Raw genomic sequence first — 20,309 nt, forward strand, 5'->3', positions numbered from 1 at the left:
GATGCTCTCGCTTATCGACGCCCGCGCCCGCGCCCGGCGTTTCCTGGACTCCCATGAACGGGAACTCCTCGCCGGGGAGTTCGCCGGCTTCGGCTTCCCGCTGCGTCCCCCGACCGCGGCCCAGGCCGCCGGGGACACTCCCGCCACCAGGGAGTTCATCCGGCAGTGGCAGGGTCACCCCTATGTGGAGACGGCGCTGCGCAACTGGTCTTCCGTCGGTTTCGGCCGTCAGGAGGTGCCGGTGAGGGTGCAGCTGGACACCATCTCTCAGCTCGTGGATTTCACCGGTTATGAAGCCGAATGGGCGTCCCTGGTGGAGCGGCGGGAGCTGCTGGTTTCGGTGGTCGGCTCCCTGGCCCCGGTGATTGTGGCCCTGCCGCTGTGGCGGAATGAATCCCTGGCAGATCTGCGATTGGCTGGGGAAGTGGTGGAATGGTTCGAAAATCATCCTTCCTCCGGGGTGCTGCCCCGCGCCGTGGCCGTGGAAGGCGTGCACGGCAAGTGGCTGGAGAACCACCGACCACTGGTGGAAAGTCTGCTGGCTGGTCGGCACGGCTGGGAGGGCAGGGCCGACCTTGGGCTGGCGGCGCCCCCCAGGAGGGTTCGCCTGCGCTTCCATGATTCGGATGCGCCTGCCGGGCTGGGGGACATGGAGATTCCCCTGGCGGACCTGGCTCACCTGAGTGCACCTGAGGCGGTGATCATGGTGGAGAACCTCGAATCCTTCCTGGCGCTGCCCACCTGGCCCGGGGTGGTTCTTGCCTGGGGTGCCGGCTACCGGGCCGTCGACACCGTGCAGGCACCTTTCTTCCGGGAGACACCCCTGTTCTACTGGGGTGACCTTGATGCCGACGGTTATGCGATCCTGGATGCCGTGCGCGCTCTGGTGCCTGAGACTCTCTCGGTCCTGATGGACGAGGCAACGGTGCAGCGTTGGAAACATCTCGGGGTGGAGGACCGCAGTTTCCAGCCCCGGATCTATGAGCGGCTTCTTGATGCCGAAAATGCTGGTCTGGATGCCCTGATCATGGGTGGGCACCTCCGCATCGAGCAGGAGCGGATCCGTTTCGATGTGGTGGTGGAGGCCTTTGAGACTGCGCTGGGCAGGGGATGACGGGAAAACTATGGGCGCTTATCGGTCCTGCTTAAGCACCTTCGGGAAGGGTTCCGCCTGATAGCGACGCAGCAGCTCATGCCCGTCCCTGCCGAAAATGGTGGGCACATCCGGGCCGTGGTTGATGCCGGATTCGCTGATGGCGGTGGTGGTGCCGTGGGAGAGCACATGTTCGCCGGGGGAGAGCTGGCGGATCGCCACACCCGCGATGCGGTCCGGGTGCTCTGCGAGGGCCTCACCGTAAATCAGGGGATCATGCTGCCCATCATCACCAACCAGGATCCACTGGATATCGGGGTATTCGATGATCAGGTTCCGCAGCTGCACCTTCTTGTGCTCCTGCCCGGAACGGAACATGCCGGTAGGTGTCGGACCCCAGTCAGTCAGCAACAGGGGACCGCTGGGAAGGCGGTGCTTGGCCAGGAAGAGTTCGAGGGTTTCGAAGGTGTTCCACGCTCCGGTGGAGAGGTAGAAGACCGGGGCCTGGGGGTGTTCCCTGAGCACCTCGGCATAGAACTCGGCCATGCCGGGGACGGGTTTGCGGCTGCTGGTGTGCCGCACCCAGGAGTTCCATGCGGCGAGCAGGGCACGGGGCAACCAGGTCACCATGACGGTGTCATCGATATCCGAGACCAGCCCGATCTTCGCTGAGGAATCCACGATCAGCACCCTGGCGCTGACGGTTTCAGCTCCTTCGGCACTGATGCTCACCTCATGCCAACCAGGTTTCAGACCATGGTCCTCGACCAGGACATCGATATAACCGTTGTCATCGGTCTTGGACTCCACCTGACGGTCCGCCACCTGGACACTGACCGGTAGATCACCCACCTGGGTGGTGAAGAACTGCCGCCAGCCACGTTGCGCCTCCTGGCTTAATTCCTGGAACTGCCCGATCTGGGAACGGTGGGTGGACTTCGGCAGGTGACCGGCCAGGGAAGCAGTGTCTGCTTCCGGGTCGGCCATGAGCACCCTGCCCAGCACCCTGACCCGGCGTTGGGAGCCGTATCCGGAGAAACCGGTGATCGCGGGAACCCAGCCGGCCTGTGCCTTACGCCTGGTTCCCGCCCGATTAATTCTGCCTTCGATCTTGCGCACAATATCTGAGATCGCCATGCCACCGACACTAGCGACTCAACCATCCCGCCGCGCCACGAAAGCTATGCCGGGTAGACCAGGGGTCGGGTGATCCGGATGGACACCGCCTCATCCACCCTTGGGCGGGGGCCACGGACCGCAGCCCGGAAACGGTGCCCCGATTCGGTCTCCACGGTGAGACTGAAGTACTCACCGGCGAACAGCACTGAGGCAACCCGGGCCGGCACTGCACCCGGGGTACCCGGTGGGAGCGTCTCGACGGCCGCGGGAAGCACCGCCAGCTGTACTACTCCCGTGGTGGTTCCCATATCGCCGATCAGCTCCACTTCTGCCTGGGACCAGCTCAAACCGAGTGCCGGGCAGGTGACACGGGCATCGTCAAGCGAGCCCTCCAGCACTGCGGCATCGGCGATGAAGGCGGCAACCTGGGCAGTTGCGGGACGTCGGGTCAGTTCTGCCGGTTCCGCGATCTGCTGCACTTCGCCAGCCATCAACACCACCACGCGATCCGCGATGGACAATGCCTCCGCACGGTCATGGGTGACATGCACCGTGGTCAACCCTTGCCGTCGGGTGAGTGAAACCAGCTCACGGCGCAGACTGTCCCGCAGGGGCTCATCCAGGGCGGAAAGAGCTTCATCCAGCAGCAGCACCCTGGGGTCAGCGATGATGGCCCGGGCCAGGGCGACACGCTGCTGTTGACCACCGGAGAGGCTGGCTGGTTTGCGGGAACCATAACCGCCGAGCCCCACCAGTTCCAGCGCCTCCCGCACCCTGCGCTCCCGCTCCGGACGAGCGACCTTAGCCTGCTTGAGCGGGTAGGCCACATTCGCGGCGACGGACATGTGCGGCCACACCGCATGCTGTTGGAAGACCATGCCCATCCGTCGCTTCTCCGGGGGCACCCTGGTGACATCACGACCCTGGATATGCAGAGAACCCGAACTGGGCTGCAGGAAACCGGCGATGGTGCGCAACAGTGTGGTTTTACCGGAACCCGAGGGGCCGATCAACGCCAGGAACTCCTCCTCCGCCACCTCCAGGTTGACCCGGGAAAGGCCGGTGGTGCCATCCGGGAAGACAACCGTGAGATCTTGAATATCAATTGCCGCCATAAATTTACATCCTTTCGGCAATGTTTCGGGGGCGCGTCGGCGTCGCGGTGCCAGACACCCCACGCACCGTCAACGCGAGAGCGATAATACCGACAGCTGCAAAGAGCAGGGACAATGCCGATGCCTGGTTATAGTCGCCGGCCTGCTGCAGGTTGAACACCTGGACCCCCAGGGTGGTGGTGCCGGGTGCTATCAACAGCACTGAAACCGTCAGCTCCCGCACGGCGGTGACTGCCACCAGCACTGCCCCGGAGATTGCGGCGGGAACCGCCATTGCACCGGTGGTGTCCAGCAGGGAACGAACCTTCCCGGCGCCACTGATCCGGGCCGCCTCCTCCACCGCCAGAGGAGTCTGTCGCAGCGGAGCCCGCACCGCCTGGAGCACCAAGGCAGTGAAAGCGCAGACGTAGGCACCCAGAATCACCCAGATGGTGTTGTAGGTACCGGTGTAGCGACCCAGAATCAACCACCCCACACCGATGATCAGCCCCGGCAATGCAGTGGGGAGCAACACCACCAGAGTCATCGGTGTGTTCCAGCGTGAAGTGGTCCGGGTGACCAGCAAACCCACCAGCCAGCCCAACACGCCACAGATCAGTGCGGCCATGAGCGCCAGGAAAAGCGAGTTGCTCAACCCGTCGATGGTGCGCGGATTGCTCAACACCTTTTCGAAATTACCCAGACTGATGTTTTCCAAGGTGAAGGGAACACCCGGGGCGGGGAGCAACGCACGGTAAGCCAGACCCAGAATCGGCAGGAGGGTGATCCCCAGCCCCAACACCCAGGCCAAGGCGGTGATCGGACCCCGTGCCAGACCCAGACGGAAACGCAGGGCGTTGCCGGTGTGCTGCAGCTTCGAGCCCGCATAGAGCGAGACCGCATGGTCCGCGACTACCGCAGCAACACCCAGCAGCAGCAGCAGGACACCCACCGTGGAGGTCACCTGCAGTGGATTCGGGATGGTGCCGGAATTCATGAAGCGGTAGATCATCGTCGCCAGTGTCTCGAAGCGCGCGGGGGAGCCCAGCAGGGCCGGGATACCGAAGTCTGCGAGGTTGGCCACCGCGGTCAGGGTGAAGGAGCTCAACAGTGCCGGGCGCAGCAGCGGCAGGGTGACGGTGCGCAACACCGTGAGAGTGTCGGCACCGGCGACCCGGGCAGCCTGCTCCAGGTCTGCCGGGATGGAGCGCAGCGCCGCAGCCACGATCACGTAGACGATGGGGTAGGAGTGCAGGGTCATCAGCGCCGTGACCCCGTCTGCGCCGTAGACATTCCAGATCTCGGTGCCGAAGAAGCGGTTCAGCCCCTGGTTGGGTCCGAAGAGCTGCAGCCAGGCGATCGCCCCGACGAAGGGCGGGATCAACAGGGGGGAGAGCAGGAAGAGTCTTAGTACACCTGTGCCACGGGCATCGGTGCGGTCCAACAGCAGAGCGATGAGTGTCCCGATCACCACCGCCCCCACCGCGGAGAGGAAAGTGGTGTACACCGAGTTCCACACCGTGGTCCCCAGGTCCTCCTCAAGCAACACCGGAATCTGGTTGGCACCCAGAGCGAGGGAGATCACCAGGGAGAGTGGGGTGAGGAACAGTCCAATGACGATGAGCCACACCCCGATCCGGAGTGTGGCCAAAGAGGAAATTAACCGCATGTGTTAATTCATTGCGTTCTGGAAGAGCTCTACAGCGGCATCCTTGTCATCGGTGACAACCTGCAGGTCCGGGGTCATCAGGGCAATGTCAGCGAGTGCCGGTGCACCCGCGGGGGTGCCCACATCCTCACGTACCGGCAGGTAGTTCTGCTCCACGGCGATCTGCTGTGCCTCCTCGGAGAGCAGGAAGTTGATGTAGAGCTCAGCTGCCTCCTTATTCTCGGAGGCCTCGAAGACACCGGCTGGCTCAGTGATGAAGGGGACACCATCGCTGGGGTACAGCAGGTCGATCGGGGAACCCTCGGCAGCCAGATCGCGAACGAGGTAGTCCACGACAATGCCGATCGGGTGGCCGCCACCGGCGATCTCCTGGGAGGTCGGGCCATTGGAGGCGGCGATCATCGGCGCATTCTCACCCAGGGCGTTGATCCACTCCTCGCCAAGGTTCTCATCGTTCTTCCACACCGAGGCGTTGAAGGCAGCGGCACCGGAGACCGCCGGATCCGGCATGACCAGCTGACCGGCATATTTCGGGTCAGTCAGATCGGCCCAGGACTGCGGCAGCTCAGACTCCTTCACCAGCTCGGAGTTATAGGCGATCACGGTCGGGATGATGCGCGTGCCGACGTAGTAACCATCCTCATCCACGGCCTCCTCGATCAGGTCTGCGGTGTCGATGTCCTGCAGCTGGGCCAGGTCACCCTCGGCGGCATAGGTTTCAAAGGTGGGGGAATCCGCAGCCCAGAGCACATCCGCCTCAATATCACCGGATTCCTTCTCGGCGGCGATACGGGCGTTCAGATCACCGGTACCGGCCCGGTACACCTCGACCTCGATCTCGGGGTGGGCGGCCATGAAAGCGGCATTGATTTCATCGACCTTGGCCTCCGGCTCGGAGGTGTAGACGGTCAGGATGGTCTTCTCCCCATCCGCTGTGGCAGTGGTGGCTGCAGCATCTTCAGATTCGCTCGGCTCAGCGCAGGCGCTCAGGACCGCGGCGGAGGTAGCGAGGGCTGCAAGGGATAGCAGTGCCCGCTTGGACAGACGCAGGGAGGGAGACAACATGGTTTTAGCCTCTCGATTAAAGAATGTTCTATACGTGGAAATAATATGGTGACATGAAACAGCTGATCCCGCAGCTCAAGCTGAACATTTTTCAGTATCTGCTCAGGATTTCAGTTTCAGGAAGTGCGGAGCCGGATGCGGAGTGACGCTGCTTGGAGGTGAGGGAATTTTCCTCCCCCTTCAGTCGTTGCACCCACACCGGGGTCATTCAGGTTCGGTGGCCGGGCGGTCGGTTAAACAGGCCGATGGTGTTGGCTGCTCCCCCAGCAGGAAGCTGGCAGAACTGCCCCGGGAAACCGCGATCAGAAGGAGATTTCTCCCCATGACAGATTCTTTGAGTACCCAGATCGAATTGGCCAGCCGCCCCCAGGGCATGCCGGAGCTGAAGAACTTCCGCACCGTGCAGATCGAACTTCCTGACCTCCTCGAAGGCGAGGTACGGGTCCGAAATGAGTACATCTCAGTGGACCCCTATATGCGAGGACGGATGTCAGGGGCCAAGAGCTACATTCCGCCTTTTGAGCTCGGCGAGACCATGGGCGGGGGCGCGGTGGGAACCGTCATTGAATCCCGTGCCGCGGAACTACCGGTGGGCACCCTGGTCAGCAGTGCCCATGGCTGGCGGGACATCGCCCAGGGCCAGGCAGCGGAATTCAGTCCCCGCCCAGCCCTGGAGGGTGTCTCACCATCCCTCTACCTGGGTCTACTCGGCATGCCCGGTTTGACCGCCTATGTGGGCCTGCGGGGAATCGCGGAGCTCCGGGAGGGTGATGTCCTCTTCGTTTCCGGTGCTGCCGGAGCGGTGGGTTCCGCGGTAGGGCAGTTCGCCAGACTGATGGGGGCTTCCCGGGTGATCGGATCCGCGGGCAGTGAGGAAAAAACCGAACTGTTGAAGCAGAAGTACGGCTTTGACACCGTGATCAACTACAAGAAGGGGCCGATCCGCCAGCAGCTCACCCATGCCGCCTCGGAGGGGATAGACGTGTACTTCGACAATGTCGGCGGGGATCACCTGGAGGCGGCACTTGATGTGCTCAAACCTCATGGCCGGGTCGCGCTCTGTGGTGCGATCAGTCAGTACAACAATGAAAAGCCGGAACCGGGGCCCGACAATCTGGGGCAGATCGTGATGAAGAAGCTGAAGCTGCAGGGCTTCATCGTCGGTGACCACCTGGAGTACCGCGAGGAGTTTGAGACAGTGGTCGGGGAGTGGTTCCGCCAGGGCCGGATCTCCTATGACGAGACCGTCGTGGAGGGCATCGAAGAAGCACCGAGGGCCTTCATCGAACTCTTGCAGGGTGGAAATATCGGCAAGATGGTGGTCAAGGTTTAGTCCAGGGGGAGGTGCCGCTCAGCTCCAGGTTGACCGCAGACCTGTGCGCAGTGGCGCACAATGGGGACATGAACATCACCGCGCTTCTCCAGGATCTGTCCCAACGGCCCATCCAGGCGGTGGAACAGCTGCCCCACTTAAGTGCTGAGCAGCTCAACGCACACCCCGGCGGTCACCCCAACTCCATCGCCTGGCTGCTCTGGCACAGTGGGCGGGAGGTGGATGTGCAGCTTTCCCACCTCAGCGGAACACCGGAGGTCTGGGAGGATTTCCGCCAACGTTTCAACCTGGGTGAGGTGGGTGACTCCCTGGGCTATGGCCACAGCCCGGAGCAGGCCGCCGAGATCGTGGTGGAAGATCAGCAGCTGCTGATCGACTACCTCCGGGCCGCGCTCAACGCATGTGGTGTTTATATCGCCGGGCTCAGCGAGGCTGACCTGGCGGAGATCATCGATCACAATTGGGACCCGGCCGTCACCCGCGGGGCCCGGCTGATCTCCATCCTCGATGATGCGGCGCAGCATGTCGGCCAGGCCGCCTATGCGGCGGGCATCCTGAATCGTTGAGCGGGGTTTTCTAGGCTCCCACGAATGCGTTCACCAGGGACCGGTAGGCCTTGACCGTCAGGTCCAGGTCCTCCAGGTGGAGGTGTTCATCATGGGTGTGCAGCTGCGCGAAAACATCGGAAAGGGTGCGTTCCCTGGCATGCAACGCGAAACCATAGCCCACCCCACCCAGACGACGGCCAAAGCGCAGGTCAGAGCCGCCGGCTGAGATCGTCGGCACCACCGGGACGCCGGGGAAGAACTCATCGAAAGTCTCCAGGATGGCCTCGTAGAGGGGGCCGTCGGTACGCGAGACGGTGGCGGGCTCAGAGATCAACCTTTCGATACGGACCTCATCGGCCAGATCCCCCAGACTCTCGCGGAGGATGGCATCAACATCTTCATCGGTGGTGCCGGGCAGGGGGCGGATATCCAGTTCCAGGTGCGCCTTGGAGGGCAGCACATTAATGGCACCGCCGGCGCGGATCACAGTTTCCGCGATGGTCAGGTGGCTCATCGCATCCGAATATCCGGCCAGGCGGCCGAATTTCTCATAGGCCGCCGGGTCGGTACCTTCCAGCAGTGCCTGCTCGGTGGTCGCATCGAAACGGAAGGCCTTCACATAGCCCTGCCAGAGCTCATCGGAGCTGACCGGGGGCTTGATCAGGGAGATGCGGCGGGCGACTTCGGCGATCTTCGCCACGGTGGACTCCCGACCGAAGGGGGTGGAACCGTGGCCGGCGTCCCCGGTGACGTGCAGGCGACGCTGGGCGGCACCCTTCTCACCGACGACGACCACCAGAGCATCGCTGCCATCAGCGACCGGGAGGTGGGAACCACCAGTCTCGGAGAGGCAGTTCCGCCAACTGAAGGCCTCCGGCTCATGCTCGGAGATCCACTTCGCGCCCAACCCACCCCGGGCCTCCTCATCAGCCAGACCCACGAAGGTGAGGGTGCCGCGGGGCCGACCCCGGTGGGCCAGCTCGCGGGTGACGGCGGCCATGGTCGCCGTGATGAAGAGCATGTCCATCGTGCCGCGGCCGTAGATGCGGCCGTCGATAAGCTCCCCACCGTGGGGGTCCTTGCTCCAGCGGTCGATGTCCACCGGGACGACATCGGTGTGGCCGAGCAGGGTCAACGGTTCGGCGGTGTCATCGGTGCCGGGGACGGTGAAGGCGACTGACACTCGGCCGGGGTGCGGTTCGAAACGCTGGACCTCGACATTCGGGGTGTCCTTGAAGAACTCCTCCAGGGTGATGGCATTGCGGTACTCCTCGCCGGAATCAGCGGTCAGATCATTCACGCAGGCATTGCGCACCATGGTCTGGAGCAGCTCGAGGGTGTCATCGTAGAGGGTCATCTGGGGGTTTCCGCCTTTCATGAGGTCAACGGCTCCACTGTAGGTGAGGGACAGGTGGCGGGTGGTTTCTCTCCCTCGGAAAACTGAATCTGTCAATTATCAATTCCTACCCCATTATTGAACGGCGTTTAGTTCTGTGGGTTAAAGTGAACGCTGTCCCGTCACTAAACAGTGTTCAATAATGGTCTTTCAAGGAGTTACGCCGTGGTTCAGCCCGCCGATATTCTCGCCCTCGCCCGCCAACAGGTCCTGGAGGAGGGCCGGGGCCTGGGAGAGTCCCAGCTGCTCGAGATCCTGAACCTGCCCGATGGGCAGATACCGAACCTCCTGGAACTGGCACACCAGGTCCGGGTGAAGTGGTGCGGTGAGGAAGTCGAGGTTGAAGGCATCATCTCCCTCAAAACCGGTGGCTGCCCCGAAGACTGCCACTTCTGCTCCCAGTCCGGGGTCTTCGAATCCCCGGTGCGCTCCGTCTGGCTGGATATCAATGAGCTGATCGAGGCGGCCAAACAGACCGCAAAGAGCGGAGCCACCGAATTCTGCATCGTCGCCGCCGTCAAGGGCCCCGATGAAAAGCTGATGAAACAGCTCGAGGAAGCCGTTTCCGCCATCAAGGCGGAAGTGGACATCGAGGTTTCCGTCTCGGTGGGAACACTGACCCCGGAGCAGGTCAAACGCCTGGCTGATGCCGGTGTCCACCGCTACAACCACAACCTGGAAACCGCCCGCTCCTTCTTTCCCGAGGTGGTGAGCACCCATACCTGGGAGGAACGCCGCAACACCCTGGAACTGGTACGCGAAGCTGGCATTGAGGTCTGCTCCGGTGGCATCCTCGGCATGGGGGAGACCTTGGAACAGCGTGCAGAATTCGCCGCCCAACTCGCCGAAGTGGAACCAGCTGAAGTGCCCATGAACTTCCTGGACCCCCGCCCCGGCACCCCTTTCGCGGACTATCCGGTGATGGAATCCGCCGACGCCCTGCGCGCCATCGGCGCCTTCCGTCTCGCACTGCCCCGCGCCATCCTCCGCTTCGCCGGTGGCCGAGAGCTCACCCTTGGGGAAGATGGCGCAGAGCAGGGTCTCCTCGGCGGCATGAACGCCATCATCGTGGGCAACTACCTGACCACCCTGGGCCGTCCCATGGAAGATGACCTGGACATGATGGGCCGCATGCAGCTGCCCATCAAGGCCCTGAGCTCCGCGGTCTGATACACATGGCGGCAACCGATTCTGAAGCCCTGCTCAGTGCTGTCCTGACCGGGGACACAGCCCTCTTTCACCCCAACACCGGCCAGGAACTGGCGGCAGGTGCCGAGTTGAAGCTCTCGCCTTCCGCCCGCACCGGGTTGGAGGCCCCGCGTTACTGCCAGCTTTGCGGTCGTCGGATGGTGGTGCAGGTCCGTCCCGATGGGTGGCGGGCGGAATGCTCCCGGCACGGGGAGCTGGACTCGGTGTATCTGGAGCGTCGATAAGCGGGGTGGGGAGGGGATGGAGGTGAGAGGGAGGTTCCGGGGCATCTTCGGCATCCGTTTCTGAATCCGTGAAAAGCCGGAAAGTGATCAGTGCAATCGCATAAGCTGTGAAGCCAATCTCCTCGTGACCCGGAAAGGGCCCCCTTTTTCATGCGTTATAAATCCGCCATCGATTTCGATGCCATTGAAGCTGTTGACATGCACGTGCACTATGAAATCGATCAGTGTGGGCATGCGTCATTGCCCCAGGATTATATTGATGCTTCCGTGGCGTACTTCAAGAGTGGGGAGCGGCTGCCTTCGGCAGACACGATCGCCGAGCTCTACCGTGAGCTCAACATGGCGGCGGTGATCTTCACCGTTGATGCACGCACCCAGCTTGGTCATCTGCCGAACTCGATCGATGACCTGGTCGCTTCTGCAGCCAAGCACAATGATGTTCTGATCCCTTTCGGCAGTGTGGATCCCCGGACTGGTGAAGCGGCCATCATTGAGGCGACCCGTCAGGTCGAGGAGCTGGGTGTGTGGGGGATGAAGTTCCACCCTTCCCTGCAGGGATTTGACCCTTCCGATCCGCAGTACCTCCCCCTCTGGCGCAAGATCTCCGAGCTGGGTGTACCCGCTCTCTTCCATACCGGGCAGAACGGCATCGGTGCCGGTATGGCTGGTGGTGGGGGTCTCAAGCTGCGTTATTCCAACCCCCTGTTGTTGGATGATATTGCTGCTGAGCTGCCTGATCTGAAGATCATCATGGCCCACCCTTCGGTGCCCTGGCAGGATGAGGCGAATTCCATCGCCATCCACAAGCCGAATGTCTACATCGATCTTTCCGGCTGGAGCCCGAAGTACTTCCCGGAGTCCCTGGTGCGTTTCGCCTCCAATATGTTGGCCGGAAAACTGCTCTTCGCCACGGACTACCCGCTTCTCACCCCGGAGAAGTGGCTGGGGGCTTTCGCTGAGCTACCCATCAAGGATGAGGTACGGCCGGGAATTCTCAAGGGTAACGCCCTCAAGGTTCTCGGTGTGACCCCGAAGGCATGATCTCTCATGTCCCCGGGGAAGTCGGGGTGGAACCCGCCAGTTGGGGCGGGATGCTGAGGTGAACAACACCTCGGAGGTTCCAGCGCCGATCGAGTCGGTGGATCGGGCGCTTCGGCTGCTCCTTCACCTGCGTTCCCACAGCTCCATATCGGTGAAGGAGGCTGCCGTCTATCTGGGTACCGCCCCCTCCACGGCCCATCGGCTGCTGTCGACCTTGATGCTCCGGGGGTTCGTGGTCCAGGATTTTGAGAGACGCTATCGCCTGGGTGCCGCACTTTCCGATGTTCTTCCGACGCAGGTGACGGACTCTGACCTGATCGAAGCTGCCCAGGGTCCCTTGATCGAACTGATGGGAAAATTGCAGGAGACGGTTCAGCTCATGGTGCTCCGGGAGGGCAATATCCGCTTCCTGGAGGGGGAGGAACCGGAGGCGATCCTGCGGGTGACCAAGCGGATCGGGGATGAGATGCCGGCCTTTGTGTCTTCCGGGGGAAAGGCGATTCTCGGCCGAATGACCAATCCCGAGGTGGAACGGATGTACCAGCAGGGTCTGGAGGCCTGGCCCACCCGGAAGGTGCAGTCCATGCAGATGCTGAAGCGAATGCTCACCCAGGTACGCCGGGACGGTTATGGCATAAGCCGGGAGGAGACGGAGCCGGGGATCTCTGGTGTCGGGGTGTGTATCAGCGCCCCTGATGGGGCACCCATCGGTGCGTTGACCGCGGCTGTGCCGAGTGTGCGTTTCCATCGCCGGGAGATCCAGGATTACGTCAGTGCGCTGCGATCTGCCGTACAGAAAGTGGAGAATAATCTTTATGGCCGAGATGACGTTTCTTATTCCTTCTAACGGAATTAAAAACAAGATTATGATCCAGCGGTTCATGATTCATGACTGTTGGACGCGGGGCTAGCCGCCACAACCCACCCACAAGGGTGTAGATGGCTGAAATACATTCCTTCAGGAAGAATTCTAGACAAAAGTAATGACTCCTACTTAAGTCGCTCTATATGGTTCATGTCACACCAGAAGATCTTTATGACGACATGTCACATAGGTGCCTTAAGAGGAGGATTCCGATGACGATTACAACCCAGCAAACCCAACGAGGACCAGCAGAGGTTCTTGCCGCCGTCCGTGAAGGACGAATGAGTGGCTTCCAGATCATCACCGTCAGCATCGCGCTGATGCTGGTGGTGCTGGACGGCTTCGAGGTGGGGATCATGGCCTTCGCCGCTCCCCAGATCCAAGAGCAGATGGGCATCAGTCCGGACATCCTCGGTTATGTCCTCAGCGGCAGTCTCTTCGGCATGGCAATTGGATCCATCACGCTGACCCCGCTGGCTGACCGCATGGGGCGTCGTCCCCTCACCCTGATGATGCTGGTCCTGATCGTGGTGGGCATGGCGCTCACCCTGACCGCCACCTCAGCAAGCACGCTGATTCTCTGGCGCATTGTCACCGGTCTGGGTATCGGCGGAATGATGGCCAACCTCAATGCCCTGGTCGCGGAGTATTCCTCGGACCGCCGACGCACCACCGCGATCGCCATTTATGCAGCCGGCTACCCCATCGGGGCCACCATCGCAGGCTTCCTGGCACGCCCCCTGATCCCCATGTACGGCTGGCACGCCATGTTCCTCGCCGGCACCATCTTGGCGGTTGTCGCCCTCATCATCAGCTGGATACGACTCCCGGAGTCCCTTGACTATCTGCTGGCCAAACGTCCTGCGAATGCTCTGAACCGGGTCAACCGGATTCTGGGGAAGATGAATCTGGAACCCCTGCGGGAGCTGCCGGAGAACCAGGTCTCGGAGACCGCCTCTGTCGAGAAAAAGGGCGCCATCCAGGAGATCCTGACCCCGCCCACGCTGCGACTCACCCTCGCACTGTGGATCGGCTACGGGCTGCTGGTCGCCGCCTACTACTTCGCCAACACCTGGATCCCCACCATTCTGAGCAATGTCACCGGTGACCAGCAGCTGGGTACCACCATGGGAATCGGCGCGAACCTCGGCGGTGTCCTCGGCTGCTTCGTCTTCGCGGCTCTGGCGATCCGTTTCAGTGGTCGTCTCCTGCTCTTTCTTTCCCTCTTTGCCGCCGCCGGTGCCTTCGTCCTCTTCGGCCTGATCTTCAATGTTGTCTCTGTGGCCATCGCGGTCGGCTTTCTCCTGGGTGTGCTGACCACCGGTGCCATCGCCGGCTTCTACGCTGTCGCCCCCACCGTCTACTCCGTCCAGGCCCGTGCCACCGGCATCGGCTGGATGATCGGCCTGGGTCGTCTGGTTTCCGTCGCCGCACCGATCATCGTCGGCTACATCCTGGCTGCGGGCGTGGCCCCTGAGCGAGTCTTCTTCCTCTTCGCCATCCCGCTCGCCATCTCCGGTCTCGCTGCAGGTTCTCTTCTGCTGGGCAGGCGTCACAGCGCTCTGGCTGACTAAACCTCAACAGAGCTTCACCCAGCCACCCCCCTTGAACTCACCTGAATTCTTTCGCTTCTGATCTACCGGAGGACCCCATGACCACCGTCATCAATCCCGCCCCCACCACCGATAACAGTTCCCTCATCACCTGGCAGCCGACGGAAGAACAGCTGCGTGACTGTCGCATGGCCCGTTTTGCGCAGTGGTCCGCGCAGCGCCACCAACGTGAACTGAAGGATTTCCGTAGCCTGCTGGACTGGTCGGTGGCGCAGCCGGAGGAGTTCTGGGGCAGCATCCGACAGTTCTTTGATGTCCTCGGTGATGGTTTCGACACCGCTCCGGTGCTGGGTGAGGCAACTATGCCCTTCGCCACCTGGTTTCCCGGGGCAAAGCTGAACTTCGCGGAGAATGTTCTCCGCCATGCCAGTGACCCCCTGCTTCGGCATACTCCCGCGATCATCCGGGTCGAGGAAAATGGGGAGCGCAGTGACCTGAGCTGGGTAGAGTTGGAGGCCCGGGTAGCCTCCCTGGCCGCAACCTTCCGGGAGCTGGGGGTGCAGCGAGGAGACCGGATCGCCGCCATCCTGCCTAATGTCCCGGAAGCTGTCATCGGGCTGCTCGCTGCGGCCTCCCTGGGCGCTTTGTGGACCATCAACTCCCCGGATCTCTCCGCGGAGGCCAGTGTCCGCCGCATCCGACAGCTGGAACCGAAGATTCTGGTGGCCTGCGATGGCTATGAGTTCGCCGACAAGATCATCGACCGTCGTGAGCACACCGCTGAGGTGGAGGCAGCACTTCCCTCCCTGGAGGCAACGGTGCTGGTGCGACTCCTGGAACCGCACCGCAAAGCAGGCGAGATGGCCGGGGAGGGGCATACCACCGGGGTGCGTATCGCTTTCGATGAAGCGGTCAGCCAGCCAGCACTCATCTCCTATGAGCGGGTGGATTTCATGGCACCGTTGTGGATCCTCTTTTCCTCCGGTACCACCGGAGATCCGAAGGGCATCGTCCACGGGCACGGCGGAATGGTGTTGGACAGCCTCAAGGGCATTGCCCTGCACCAGGACATCGGACCCGGCGATATTTACTATGTCGCGGCCAACACCTCCTGGATGGTGTGGAACACCCTCGTTCAGAATCTGCTTGCGGGTGCGGCCATCGTCACCTATGCGGGTTCCCCGAAAGTCACCGGCAAGGACCACCATTTCCAGATCATCTCTGACATGGGTGTGACAATGTTCGCCACCGGAGCGGCCTATCTCTCCATGGTGGAGAAGGCGGGTCTTGATCCGGCTGCGGGACGTGATTTCTCAGCCCTGCGCGCCATCCTCTCCACCGGTTCGCCCCTGCCCAGCAGCACGTGGCGTTGGGTTCATGAGAAGGTGAAGCAGGATGTCCATCTGGGATCGGACTCCGGTGGAACGGATATCTGCGGTGGTTTCCTGGGATCTAACCCGATGGAACCGGTCCATCTGGGATACCTCCAGGGTCCCCTCCTCGGAGTTGCGGTTGAGGCCCACGGCCCTGACGGCCGCCCCCTGCTCGACGAGGTCGGTGAAATGGCGGTCACCCGGCCGCTGCCCTCCATGCCGCTCTTCCTGTGGGGGGACACCGACGGGGAGCGTTACCGTTCCTCCTACTTCACTGCCGAACCGGGAGTGTGGATGCACGGTGACTGGATCACCCGAACCAGCACCGGTGAGTTCATGGTCCATGGACGGGCCGATGCCACCCTGAACCGGCAGGGGGTGCGCATCGGAGCTTCCGACATCTACGGTGTCCTGCAGGACATCGAAGAGATTGAGGACTGCATGGTGCTGGGCGTGGAACAGGCGGATGGCGGTTATTGGATGCCCCTGTTCATTACACCTGCGGCAGGAGCAGTGCTTGACGACGCCCTCCGGGATCGCATCCGCGACACCCTCCGCTCCCGGGCCAGTGCCCGCCACGTCCCCGATGAGATCATCGAATGCCCGGGCATCCCGGTGACCCGCACCATGAAGCGCCTTGAGGTGCCGATCAAGCGGATGTTCTCCGAGACCGCCGGTGGACAGCGGATTGCCCGTGATTCAGTTCTCAACCCTGAGGTTCTCGACTGGTTTCAGAAATTGGCGGACACCCGCCGACAGTCTGCATGACCTTGATCCACACCACTGAAATATAAGAGAAGGAGATCTGAAGAAATCATGTCGCAACGTGTTCTGATCACGGCAGGTGCCAGTGGAATCGGTTGGGCTATGGCGCAGGCATTCCTAGCCACCGGGGCTCAGGTCCATATTTTTGACCGGGATGCTGAGGCGGTCGCCGCAGTATCGGGCAGCCACCGGAACCTTCAGGGGAGCGTCGGAGACGTGACCTCTGAGGAGGATGTCGACGTACTGGTCAGAGACATTCAAGAGCAGATGGGTGGACTTGATGTCCTGATCAGCAATGCCGGTATCGCCGGGCCCACCGCCCCGGTGGAGGATTATGACCCAGCCGCCTGGCGATCGGTCATGGAGGTCAATCTGAATGGATCCTTCAACGTGACCAGGGCGATGGTGCCCTTATTAAAGGCGGCAGGTGGGGGAAGCATTCTGGTGATGTCTTCGCTGGCTGGCCGCTTCGGTTACCCGAACCGGATTGCCTACTCCACCAGCAAGTGGGGGTTGGTCGGTTTCACCAAAACTCTCTCCTTGGAACTTGGCCCGCATGGGATCACCGTGAATTCACTGCATCCTGGGGCGGTGGAAGGACCCCGCATGGCAGCGGTGTTTGAGGGGCGTGCCGCGCTCTCAGGCCACAGTATCGAGGAGGAGAAGGCGGCCGCGCTGGAGAATCAGGCGATGAAGTCTTTCACGGATCCCGCGGATATCGGCGCTCTTGCGGTGTTCCTCTGTGGACCCCATGCCAGGACGATCTCCGGCCAGCAGTTTTCGGTGGACGGGGATTCCAAGGCGGCACAGTAGTACGCCCCCGCGGCATCCCTGACCCGCCCCTGCCCGAGAATGACAAAACCGCCGACCCTGTGGGGCCGGCGGTCATGGTTAAGCAGGGGGCGGGGAATCTTATTTATTGAGCAGTGCCATCATCAGTTCGGTGTAGTCCCCGGTGGCCACGAGGTAGGTCTGCACCAGCACCGAAGCGGTGAAGAGCGTCAGCAGCACCTTGTCGGCCGGACCACTCGCGGTGATGCTCAGGAAATTCGGTAATTTCAACTTCCACCAGCGTTTACGGCCGAATTGCAGGAGTGGCGCGAAGACCGGGATGCCCTGTTTGGTGGCCAGATCGCCCAGCATGTGGGTCACACAGCCCACCGTCACCGCGGAACCCATCACCAGGCCGAAGGAACTGGCCGGAATGAAATACCAGGCGCCGTAGGCCAGGGCAGCTGATAGTGCGGCGACAATCAGCCAGTCCGTTTTCTTCGACCATTCGGGGAAGAGGCCACGGATGGCCAGGCCGAGGAAGATGAACAATAATCCGATCACGGCAGGTTTGCCGAAGGCGCTGATCAGTGCGGTTGCCCCCGCTCCAGCAGCTAAAGCAAACCAGATTGTGTGCGTCAGGGTGCGGTGCCCGTTCCGGCATTTCGGATCCTTCCTGGCCTTGGTCAGGTTCACGAAGCCCTGGGCGGTGTTCTCCACCGTGTGGGAAAGTGCCTGGGTGAAGGGTCCGAAGGAGCGGGAAACTGTGGCGGAGGGGGAGTCCAGGTCCGGCAGGAGTGCGGCACCTGCGGTCAGGCCGGCATAGAGGAAAGCCTCCTGCACGGTGTTCACTCCGCCCCATTCCTCGGGCAGGAGCTGTGCGACCGCCAGTCCGACGGCTGCACCACTCATCGCATGGGTGGGGCCCATGACCACTGACATCACTTCCTTCACACTCGTATCAACTGGATTTGAGGATACGGCAAGTCTCGAACGAGTGTTCCAGTGGGGTTGGCTGGTCCTGTCAGCGGCCTAGTTTTCGAGTTCTTCCCAGGGATCCGGGGTGCGCAACTGCAGCACCAGGGCACCGAGATGGGGGCGTATCAGGTTGATCCGGTAGCTGATCAGGGCCAGTATTCCAGCGAGAATGACAACAATACTGCGGAGATTGGAGTCCGGTTCCAGGAAGAGGGCGAAACCTGACACGAGCAGCCACCCATTACGCAACATCACCCGGAAAAGGCGGCTGAGACTGCGGCGTTCCCGTCCCCGGCGGTCGAAGTAGCACACCCGGAGGCGCAATAAGGCCTTGCCGAAGGTGTTTCCGCTGAAGAACTCCATAAGCGACCGGTAGACACCGAGCAGGAAGACATAGATGAAACTGTCCTCGACGATATTCAGCGGGGTGGCCGCCGTGATCAGGGTGACCGCGATCAGCAGCAGAAAAGTGTCGAAGATGAAGGCGTAACCACGGTGCAGCAGCCGGGCGGGTTTCGCCGGGGTTCGGGGTTGGGGTTCCTGCTCAGGGGTTGCGGTTGAGATGGGGGTGGCTCCCTTCCTGTGCACCGATGATTTAAGGGGTGATATCTGCATGGTGGGGGCGAGGCTAGCAGGGAAGATGCCGAATTTGTGGGAACTCCGTGAGTTCTGGGGCGAGTCTGAGTCGCATAGATGGAGGTGCTTTTGGGAGGGTTTCCGGGTGCTGGGAGTGGGCTGAAAGAGTGGGCTTCAGGAAGGGGTCCTCGGGGTCTTGGCACGATATCTACCGGGAATCACTGCTTATCGACGCCCTGCCTTCCGCGGCCTGGTATCGATCAGCAGGGCACCTCAAGGTCAGGGCGATTTTCCCCCCGTGAAATACTCGGGGGATATCAGATAAGCACTGTCCAGGAGGACCACCATGATGTTGCGGCGTTTACTCGGAGTTGGCGGAGCGGGCCTGGTACTGACCTTGGGCCTCAGCGCCTGCGGTCCGGTTGAAAATGAAGTACCTGAGCTTTCCCAATCCTCAAGTTCCTCGATTGCCACCAGCGAATCCACCACCCCGGACGCGTCGCCTGCCCCGGAGCAGGAGGCTGAGGCAGATCCCGGCGAGACAGATTCCGGTGAGGAAGCCACCCCTGAGGCGGGCACCGCGGCGGCCGCGCTGGAGAACCTTGCGGTCAAGGGCCGTGCCCCGAAGACCGGTTATGAGCGGGAGCTGTTTGGTCCTGCCTGGGCGGATGTGGATCACAACGGTTGTGACACCCGCAATGACATTCTCGCCCGCGATCTGGAGAACGAGACCTTCCGGCCCGGAACCCAGGATTGTGTGGTGCTCACCGGGTTGCTCGCCGATCCCTTCACCGCCACCGAGATCCATTTCCAACGTGGCCAGGACACCTCCACAGCAGTTCAGATCGACCATGTGGTCGCTCTTTCCGACGCCTGGCAAAAAGGCGCACAGCAGCTCGATGAGGAGCAGCGTCGTCAGTTCGCCAATGATCCGCTGAACCTGCTGGCGGTGGACGGCCCCAGCAACTCCCAGAAGGGTGATGGTGACGCCGCAACCTGGCTGCCGCCGAACCGCGCTTTCCGTTGTGACTATGTGTCCCGGCAGATCGCGGTGAAGGCCCGCTACCAGCTGTGGATCACCGCTGCGGAGAAGGACGCCATGTCCACGGTGCTGGGTAACTGCCCCGCCCACCCCCTCCCGGATGATGTCAACGCGAACACCGCTTATCAGGTGACCACCACCGGTACGCAGTTTCCGGCGACCGAGGTAGCTCCGGAAGAACAGCCGATCGAGGTTCCCGCGGCACCGGCCAATGATGCTGAGGTGCTTCCGGCGGCAGTCCCGGAAACGGCGGATACCGCCACCGACCCCCGTTTCAGCAGCTGTGCCAAGGCGAAGGCAGCCGGTCATGGACCTTATGTGTCCGGTGTGGACGTGGAGTACAACTGGTACCGCGATGGGGATAATGACGGCATCAACTGCGAATAGTTTTTCCGGAGCACCATCTTCCGTCCCTGCCGGGGAGTTGGTGCCCCCCCCTGGTGTGCCGGGGACAACCCTTGTTTTCCGCGTCACCCCTGCTTAATGACAAGATGTGAAAATCTTCCCATGCTGCCTGGCCACGTATTAACCTGGGTGGGGTATCTGAACCTTGAGCAGGGGGAGGCCACCATGGCGTCGATGATTGCGTCTGAAT

18 protein-coding genes are annotated in these 20,309 nt (G+C 61.9%); 11 read left to right on the plus strand and 7 right to left on the minus strand.

All coding sequences use genetic code 11. From position 1 onward, the window contains the following. Nucleotide 1 precedes the first annotated feature (1 nt). Nucleotides 2-1,114 carry a Wadjet anti-phage system protein JetD domain-containing protein gene (locus tag COCCU_RS00475; protein ID WP_156229671.1) on the plus strand — a complete coding sequence of 371 codons (1,113 nt, stop codon included), beginning with the start codon at nt 2-4 and terminating at the stop codon, nt 1,112-1,114. An 18-nt stretch (nt 1,115-1,132) separates the two neighbouring features. On the opposite strand, the gene COCCU_RS00480 is transcribed toward COCCU_RS00475, so the two are convergent. The 4 genes from COCCU_RS00480 to COCCU_RS00495 are packed head-to-tail and all read right to left on the minus strand — an operon-like array spanning nt 1,133 to nt 6,040. Beyond that, nucleotides 1,133-2,230 (minus strand): App1 family protein, encoded by a 1,098-nt coding sequence (locus COCCU_RS00480; RefSeq protein WP_156229672.1) that lies wholly within the window; start codon nt 2,228-2,230, stop codon nt 1,133-1,135. Nucleotides 2,231-2,274: 44 nt separating this feature from the next. After that, on the minus strand, nt 2,275-3,327 hold the full coding sequence (locus tag COCCU_RS00485) for an ABC transporter ATP-binding protein (protein ID WP_156229673.1): 1,053 nt from the start codon (nt 3,325-3,327) through the stop codon (nt 2,275-2,277). Nucleotides 3,328-3,331: 4 nt separating this feature from the next. Further along, a complete protein-coding gene (locus COCCU_RS00490; RefSeq protein ID WP_156229674.1) occupies nt 3,332-4,975 on the minus strand; it encodes an ABC transporter permease in 1,644 nt (547 codons plus the stop codon). 3 nt (nt 4,976-4,978) lie between these two features. Continuing rightward, nucleotides 4,979-6,040, minus strand: coding sequence for an ABC transporter substrate-binding protein (locus COCCU_RS00495; RefSeq protein WP_156229675.1), 1,062 nt, complete (start codon nt 6,038-6,040; stop codon nt 4,979-4,981). A gap of 322 nt (nt 6,041-6,362) precedes the next feature. On the opposite strand from COCCU_RS00495, the gene COCCU_RS00500 reads away from it, so the two are divergent. Both COCCU_RS00500 and COCCU_RS00505 read left to right on the plus strand, forming a co-directional pair. Then, nucleotides 6,363-7,373, plus strand: coding sequence for an NADP-dependent oxidoreductase (locus COCCU_RS00500; RefSeq protein WP_156229676.1), 1,011 nt, complete (start codon nt 6,363-6,365; stop codon nt 7,371-7,373). A gap of 68 nt (nt 7,374-7,441) precedes the next feature. Further along, complete coding sequence (locus COCCU_RS00505; RefSeq protein WP_156229677.1) at nt 7,442-7,939, plus strand: mycothiol transferase; 498 nt, start codon at nt 7,442-7,444, stop codon at nt 7,937-7,939. Nucleotides 7,940-7,949: 10 nt separating this feature from the next. Here the strand turns inward: COCCU_RS00505 and COCCU_RS00510 are convergent, their stop codons facing one another. Further along, entirely contained in the window at nt 7,950-9,278 is a 1,329-nt protein-coding gene (locus tag COCCU_RS00510) for a M20/M25/M40 family metallo-hydrolase (RefSeq protein WP_156232449.1), read from the minus strand. A 204-nt stretch (nt 9,279-9,482) separates the two neighbouring features. On the opposite strand from COCCU_RS00510, the gene bioB reads away from it, so the two are divergent. From bioB to COCCU_RS00545, 7 genes are all read left to right on the plus strand, one after another. Further along, a complete protein-coding gene (gene bioB / locus COCCU_RS00515; RefSeq protein ID WP_156229678.1) occupies nt 9,483-10,487 on the plus strand; it encodes a biotin synthase BioB in 1,005 nt (334 codons plus the stop codon). Between the two features lie 5 nt (nt 10,488-10,492). Continuing rightward, nucleotides 10,493-10,750: a biotin synthase auxiliary protein BsaP gene (bsaP, locus tag COCCU_RS00520; RefSeq protein ID WP_156229679.1), complete on the plus strand. Its 258-nt coding sequence runs from the start codon at nt 10,493-10,495 to the stop codon at nt 10,748-10,750. A 150-nt stretch (nt 10,751-10,900) separates the two neighbouring features. Further along, entirely contained in the window at nt 10,901-11,791 is an 891-nt protein-coding gene (locus COCCU_RS00525) for an amidohydrolase family protein (RefSeq protein ID WP_156229680.1), read from the plus strand. Between the two features lie 58 nt (nt 11,792-11,849). Beyond that, nucleotides 11,850-12,638, plus strand: coding sequence for an IclR family transcriptional regulator (locus tag COCCU_RS00530; protein WP_156229681.1), 789 nt, complete (start codon nt 11,850-11,852; stop codon nt 12,636-12,638). Between the two features lie 230 nt (nt 12,639-12,868). Continuing rightward, nucleotides 12,869-14,230, plus strand: a complete 1,362-nt coding sequence (locus COCCU_RS00535) for an MFS transporter (RefSeq protein ID WP_156229682.1) — start codon at nt 12,869-12,871, stop codon at nt 14,228-14,230. Between the two features lie 77 nt (nt 14,231-14,307). Continuing rightward, on the plus strand, nt 14,308-16,350 hold the full coding sequence (locus COCCU_RS00540) for an acetoacetate--CoA ligase (RefSeq protein ID WP_156229683.1): 2,043 nt from the start codon (nt 14,308-14,310) through the stop codon (nt 16,348-16,350). Between the two features lie 48 nt (nt 16,351-16,398). Then, the gene (locus tag COCCU_RS00545; protein ID WP_231598806.1) at nt 16,399-17,160 is read left to right on the plus strand and encodes an SDR family oxidoreductase; all 762 of its coding nucleotides are present in this window, start codon (nt 16,399-16,401) and stop codon (nt 17,158-17,160) included. Nucleotides 17,161-17,259: 99 nt separating this feature from the next. Here COCCU_RS00545 and COCCU_RS00550 read toward each other — a convergent pair whose 3' ends face one another. Together COCCU_RS00550 and COCCU_RS00555 are read right to left on the minus strand one after the other, a co-directional pair. Then, the gene (locus COCCU_RS00550; protein WP_269434465.1) at nt 17,260-18,060 is read right to left on the minus strand and encodes a metal-dependent hydrolase; all 801 of its coding nucleotides are present in this window, start codon (nt 18,058-18,060) and stop codon (nt 17,260-17,262) included. A 90-nt stretch (nt 18,061-18,150) separates the two neighbouring features. After that, the gene (locus tag COCCU_RS00555) at nt 18,151-18,684 is read right to left on the minus strand and encodes an RDD family protein (RefSeq protein ID WP_197088390.1); all 534 of its coding nucleotides are present in this window, start codon (nt 18,682-18,684) and stop codon (nt 18,151-18,153) included. A gap of 334 nt (nt 18,685-19,018) precedes the next feature. Here COCCU_RS00555 and COCCU_RS00560 point away from each other — a divergent pair, with 334 nt between their 5' ends. Beyond that, entirely contained in the window at nt 19,019-20,101 is a 1,083-nt protein-coding gene (locus COCCU_RS00560; protein ID WP_231598807.1) for a GmrSD restriction endonuclease domain-containing protein, read from the plus strand. The last annotated feature ends 208 nt before the right edge of the window (nt 20,102-20,309 follow it).

Origin of the sequence: Corynebacterium occultum (genome assembly GCF_009734425.1) — a bacterium.
Taxonomy (GTDB): Bacteria; Actinomycetota; Actinomycetes; order Mycobacteriales; family Mycobacteriaceae; genus Corynebacterium; species Corynebacterium occultum.

Excerpts from the sequence above, each read along its gene's own strand:
- COCCU_RS00475 (WP_156229671.1), top strand. The coding sequence starts at position 2 with ATGCTCTCGCTTATCGACGCCCGCGCCCGCGCCCGGCGTTTCCTGGAC.
- COCCU_RS00480 (WP_156229672.1), bottom strand. The coding sequence starts at position 2,230 with ATGGCGATCTCAGATATTGTGCGCAAGATCGAAGGCAGAATTAATCGG.
- COCCU_RS00485 (WP_156229673.1), bottom strand. The coding sequence starts at position 3,327 with ATGGCGGCAATTGATATTCAAGATCTCACGGTTGTCTTCCCGGATGGC.
- COCCU_RS00490 (WP_156229674.1), bottom strand. The coding sequence starts at position 4,975 with ATGCGGTTAATTTCCTCTTTGGCCACACTCCGGATCGGGGTGTGGCTC.
- COCCU_RS00495 (WP_156229675.1), bottom strand. The coding sequence starts at position 6,040 with ATGTTGTCTCCCTCCCTGCGTCTGTCCAAGCGGGCACTGCTATCCCTT.
- COCCU_RS00500 (WP_156229676.1), top strand. The coding sequence starts at position 6,363 with ATGACAGATTCTTTGAGTACCCAGATCGAATTGGCCAGCCGCCCCCAG.
- COCCU_RS00505 (WP_156229677.1), top strand. The coding sequence starts at position 7,442 with ATGAACATCACCGCGCTTCTCCAGGATCTGTCCCAACGGCCCATCCAG.
- COCCU_RS00510 (WP_156232449.1), bottom strand. The coding sequence starts at position 9,278 with ATGACCCTCTACGATGACACCCTCGAGCTGCTCCAGACCATGGTGCGC.
- bsaP (WP_156229679.1), top strand. The coding sequence starts at position 10,493 with ATGGCGGCAACCGATTCTGAAGCCCTGCTCAGTGCTGTCCTGACCGGG.
- COCCU_RS00525 (WP_156229680.1), top strand. The coding sequence starts at position 10,901 with ATGCGTTATAAATCCGCCATCGATTTCGATGCCATTGAAGCTGTTGAC.
- COCCU_RS00535 (WP_156229682.1), top strand. The coding sequence starts at position 12,869 with ATGACGATTACAACCCAGCAAACCCAACGAGGACCAGCAGAGGTTCTT.
- COCCU_RS00540 (WP_156229683.1), top strand. The coding sequence starts at position 14,308 with ATGACCACCGTCATCAATCCCGCCCCCACCACCGATAACAGTTCCCTC.
- COCCU_RS00545 (WP_231598806.1), top strand. The coding sequence starts at position 16,399 with ATGTCGCAACGTGTTCTGATCACGGCAGGTGCCAGTGGAATCGGTTGG.
- COCCU_RS00550 (WP_269434465.1), bottom strand. The coding sequence starts at position 18,060 with ATGTCAGTGGTCATGGGCCCCACCCATGCGATGAGTGGTGCAGCCGTC.
- COCCU_RS00560 (WP_231598807.1), top strand. The coding sequence starts at position 19,019 with ATGATGTTGCGGCGTTTACTCGGAGTTGGCGGAGCGGGCCTGGTACTG.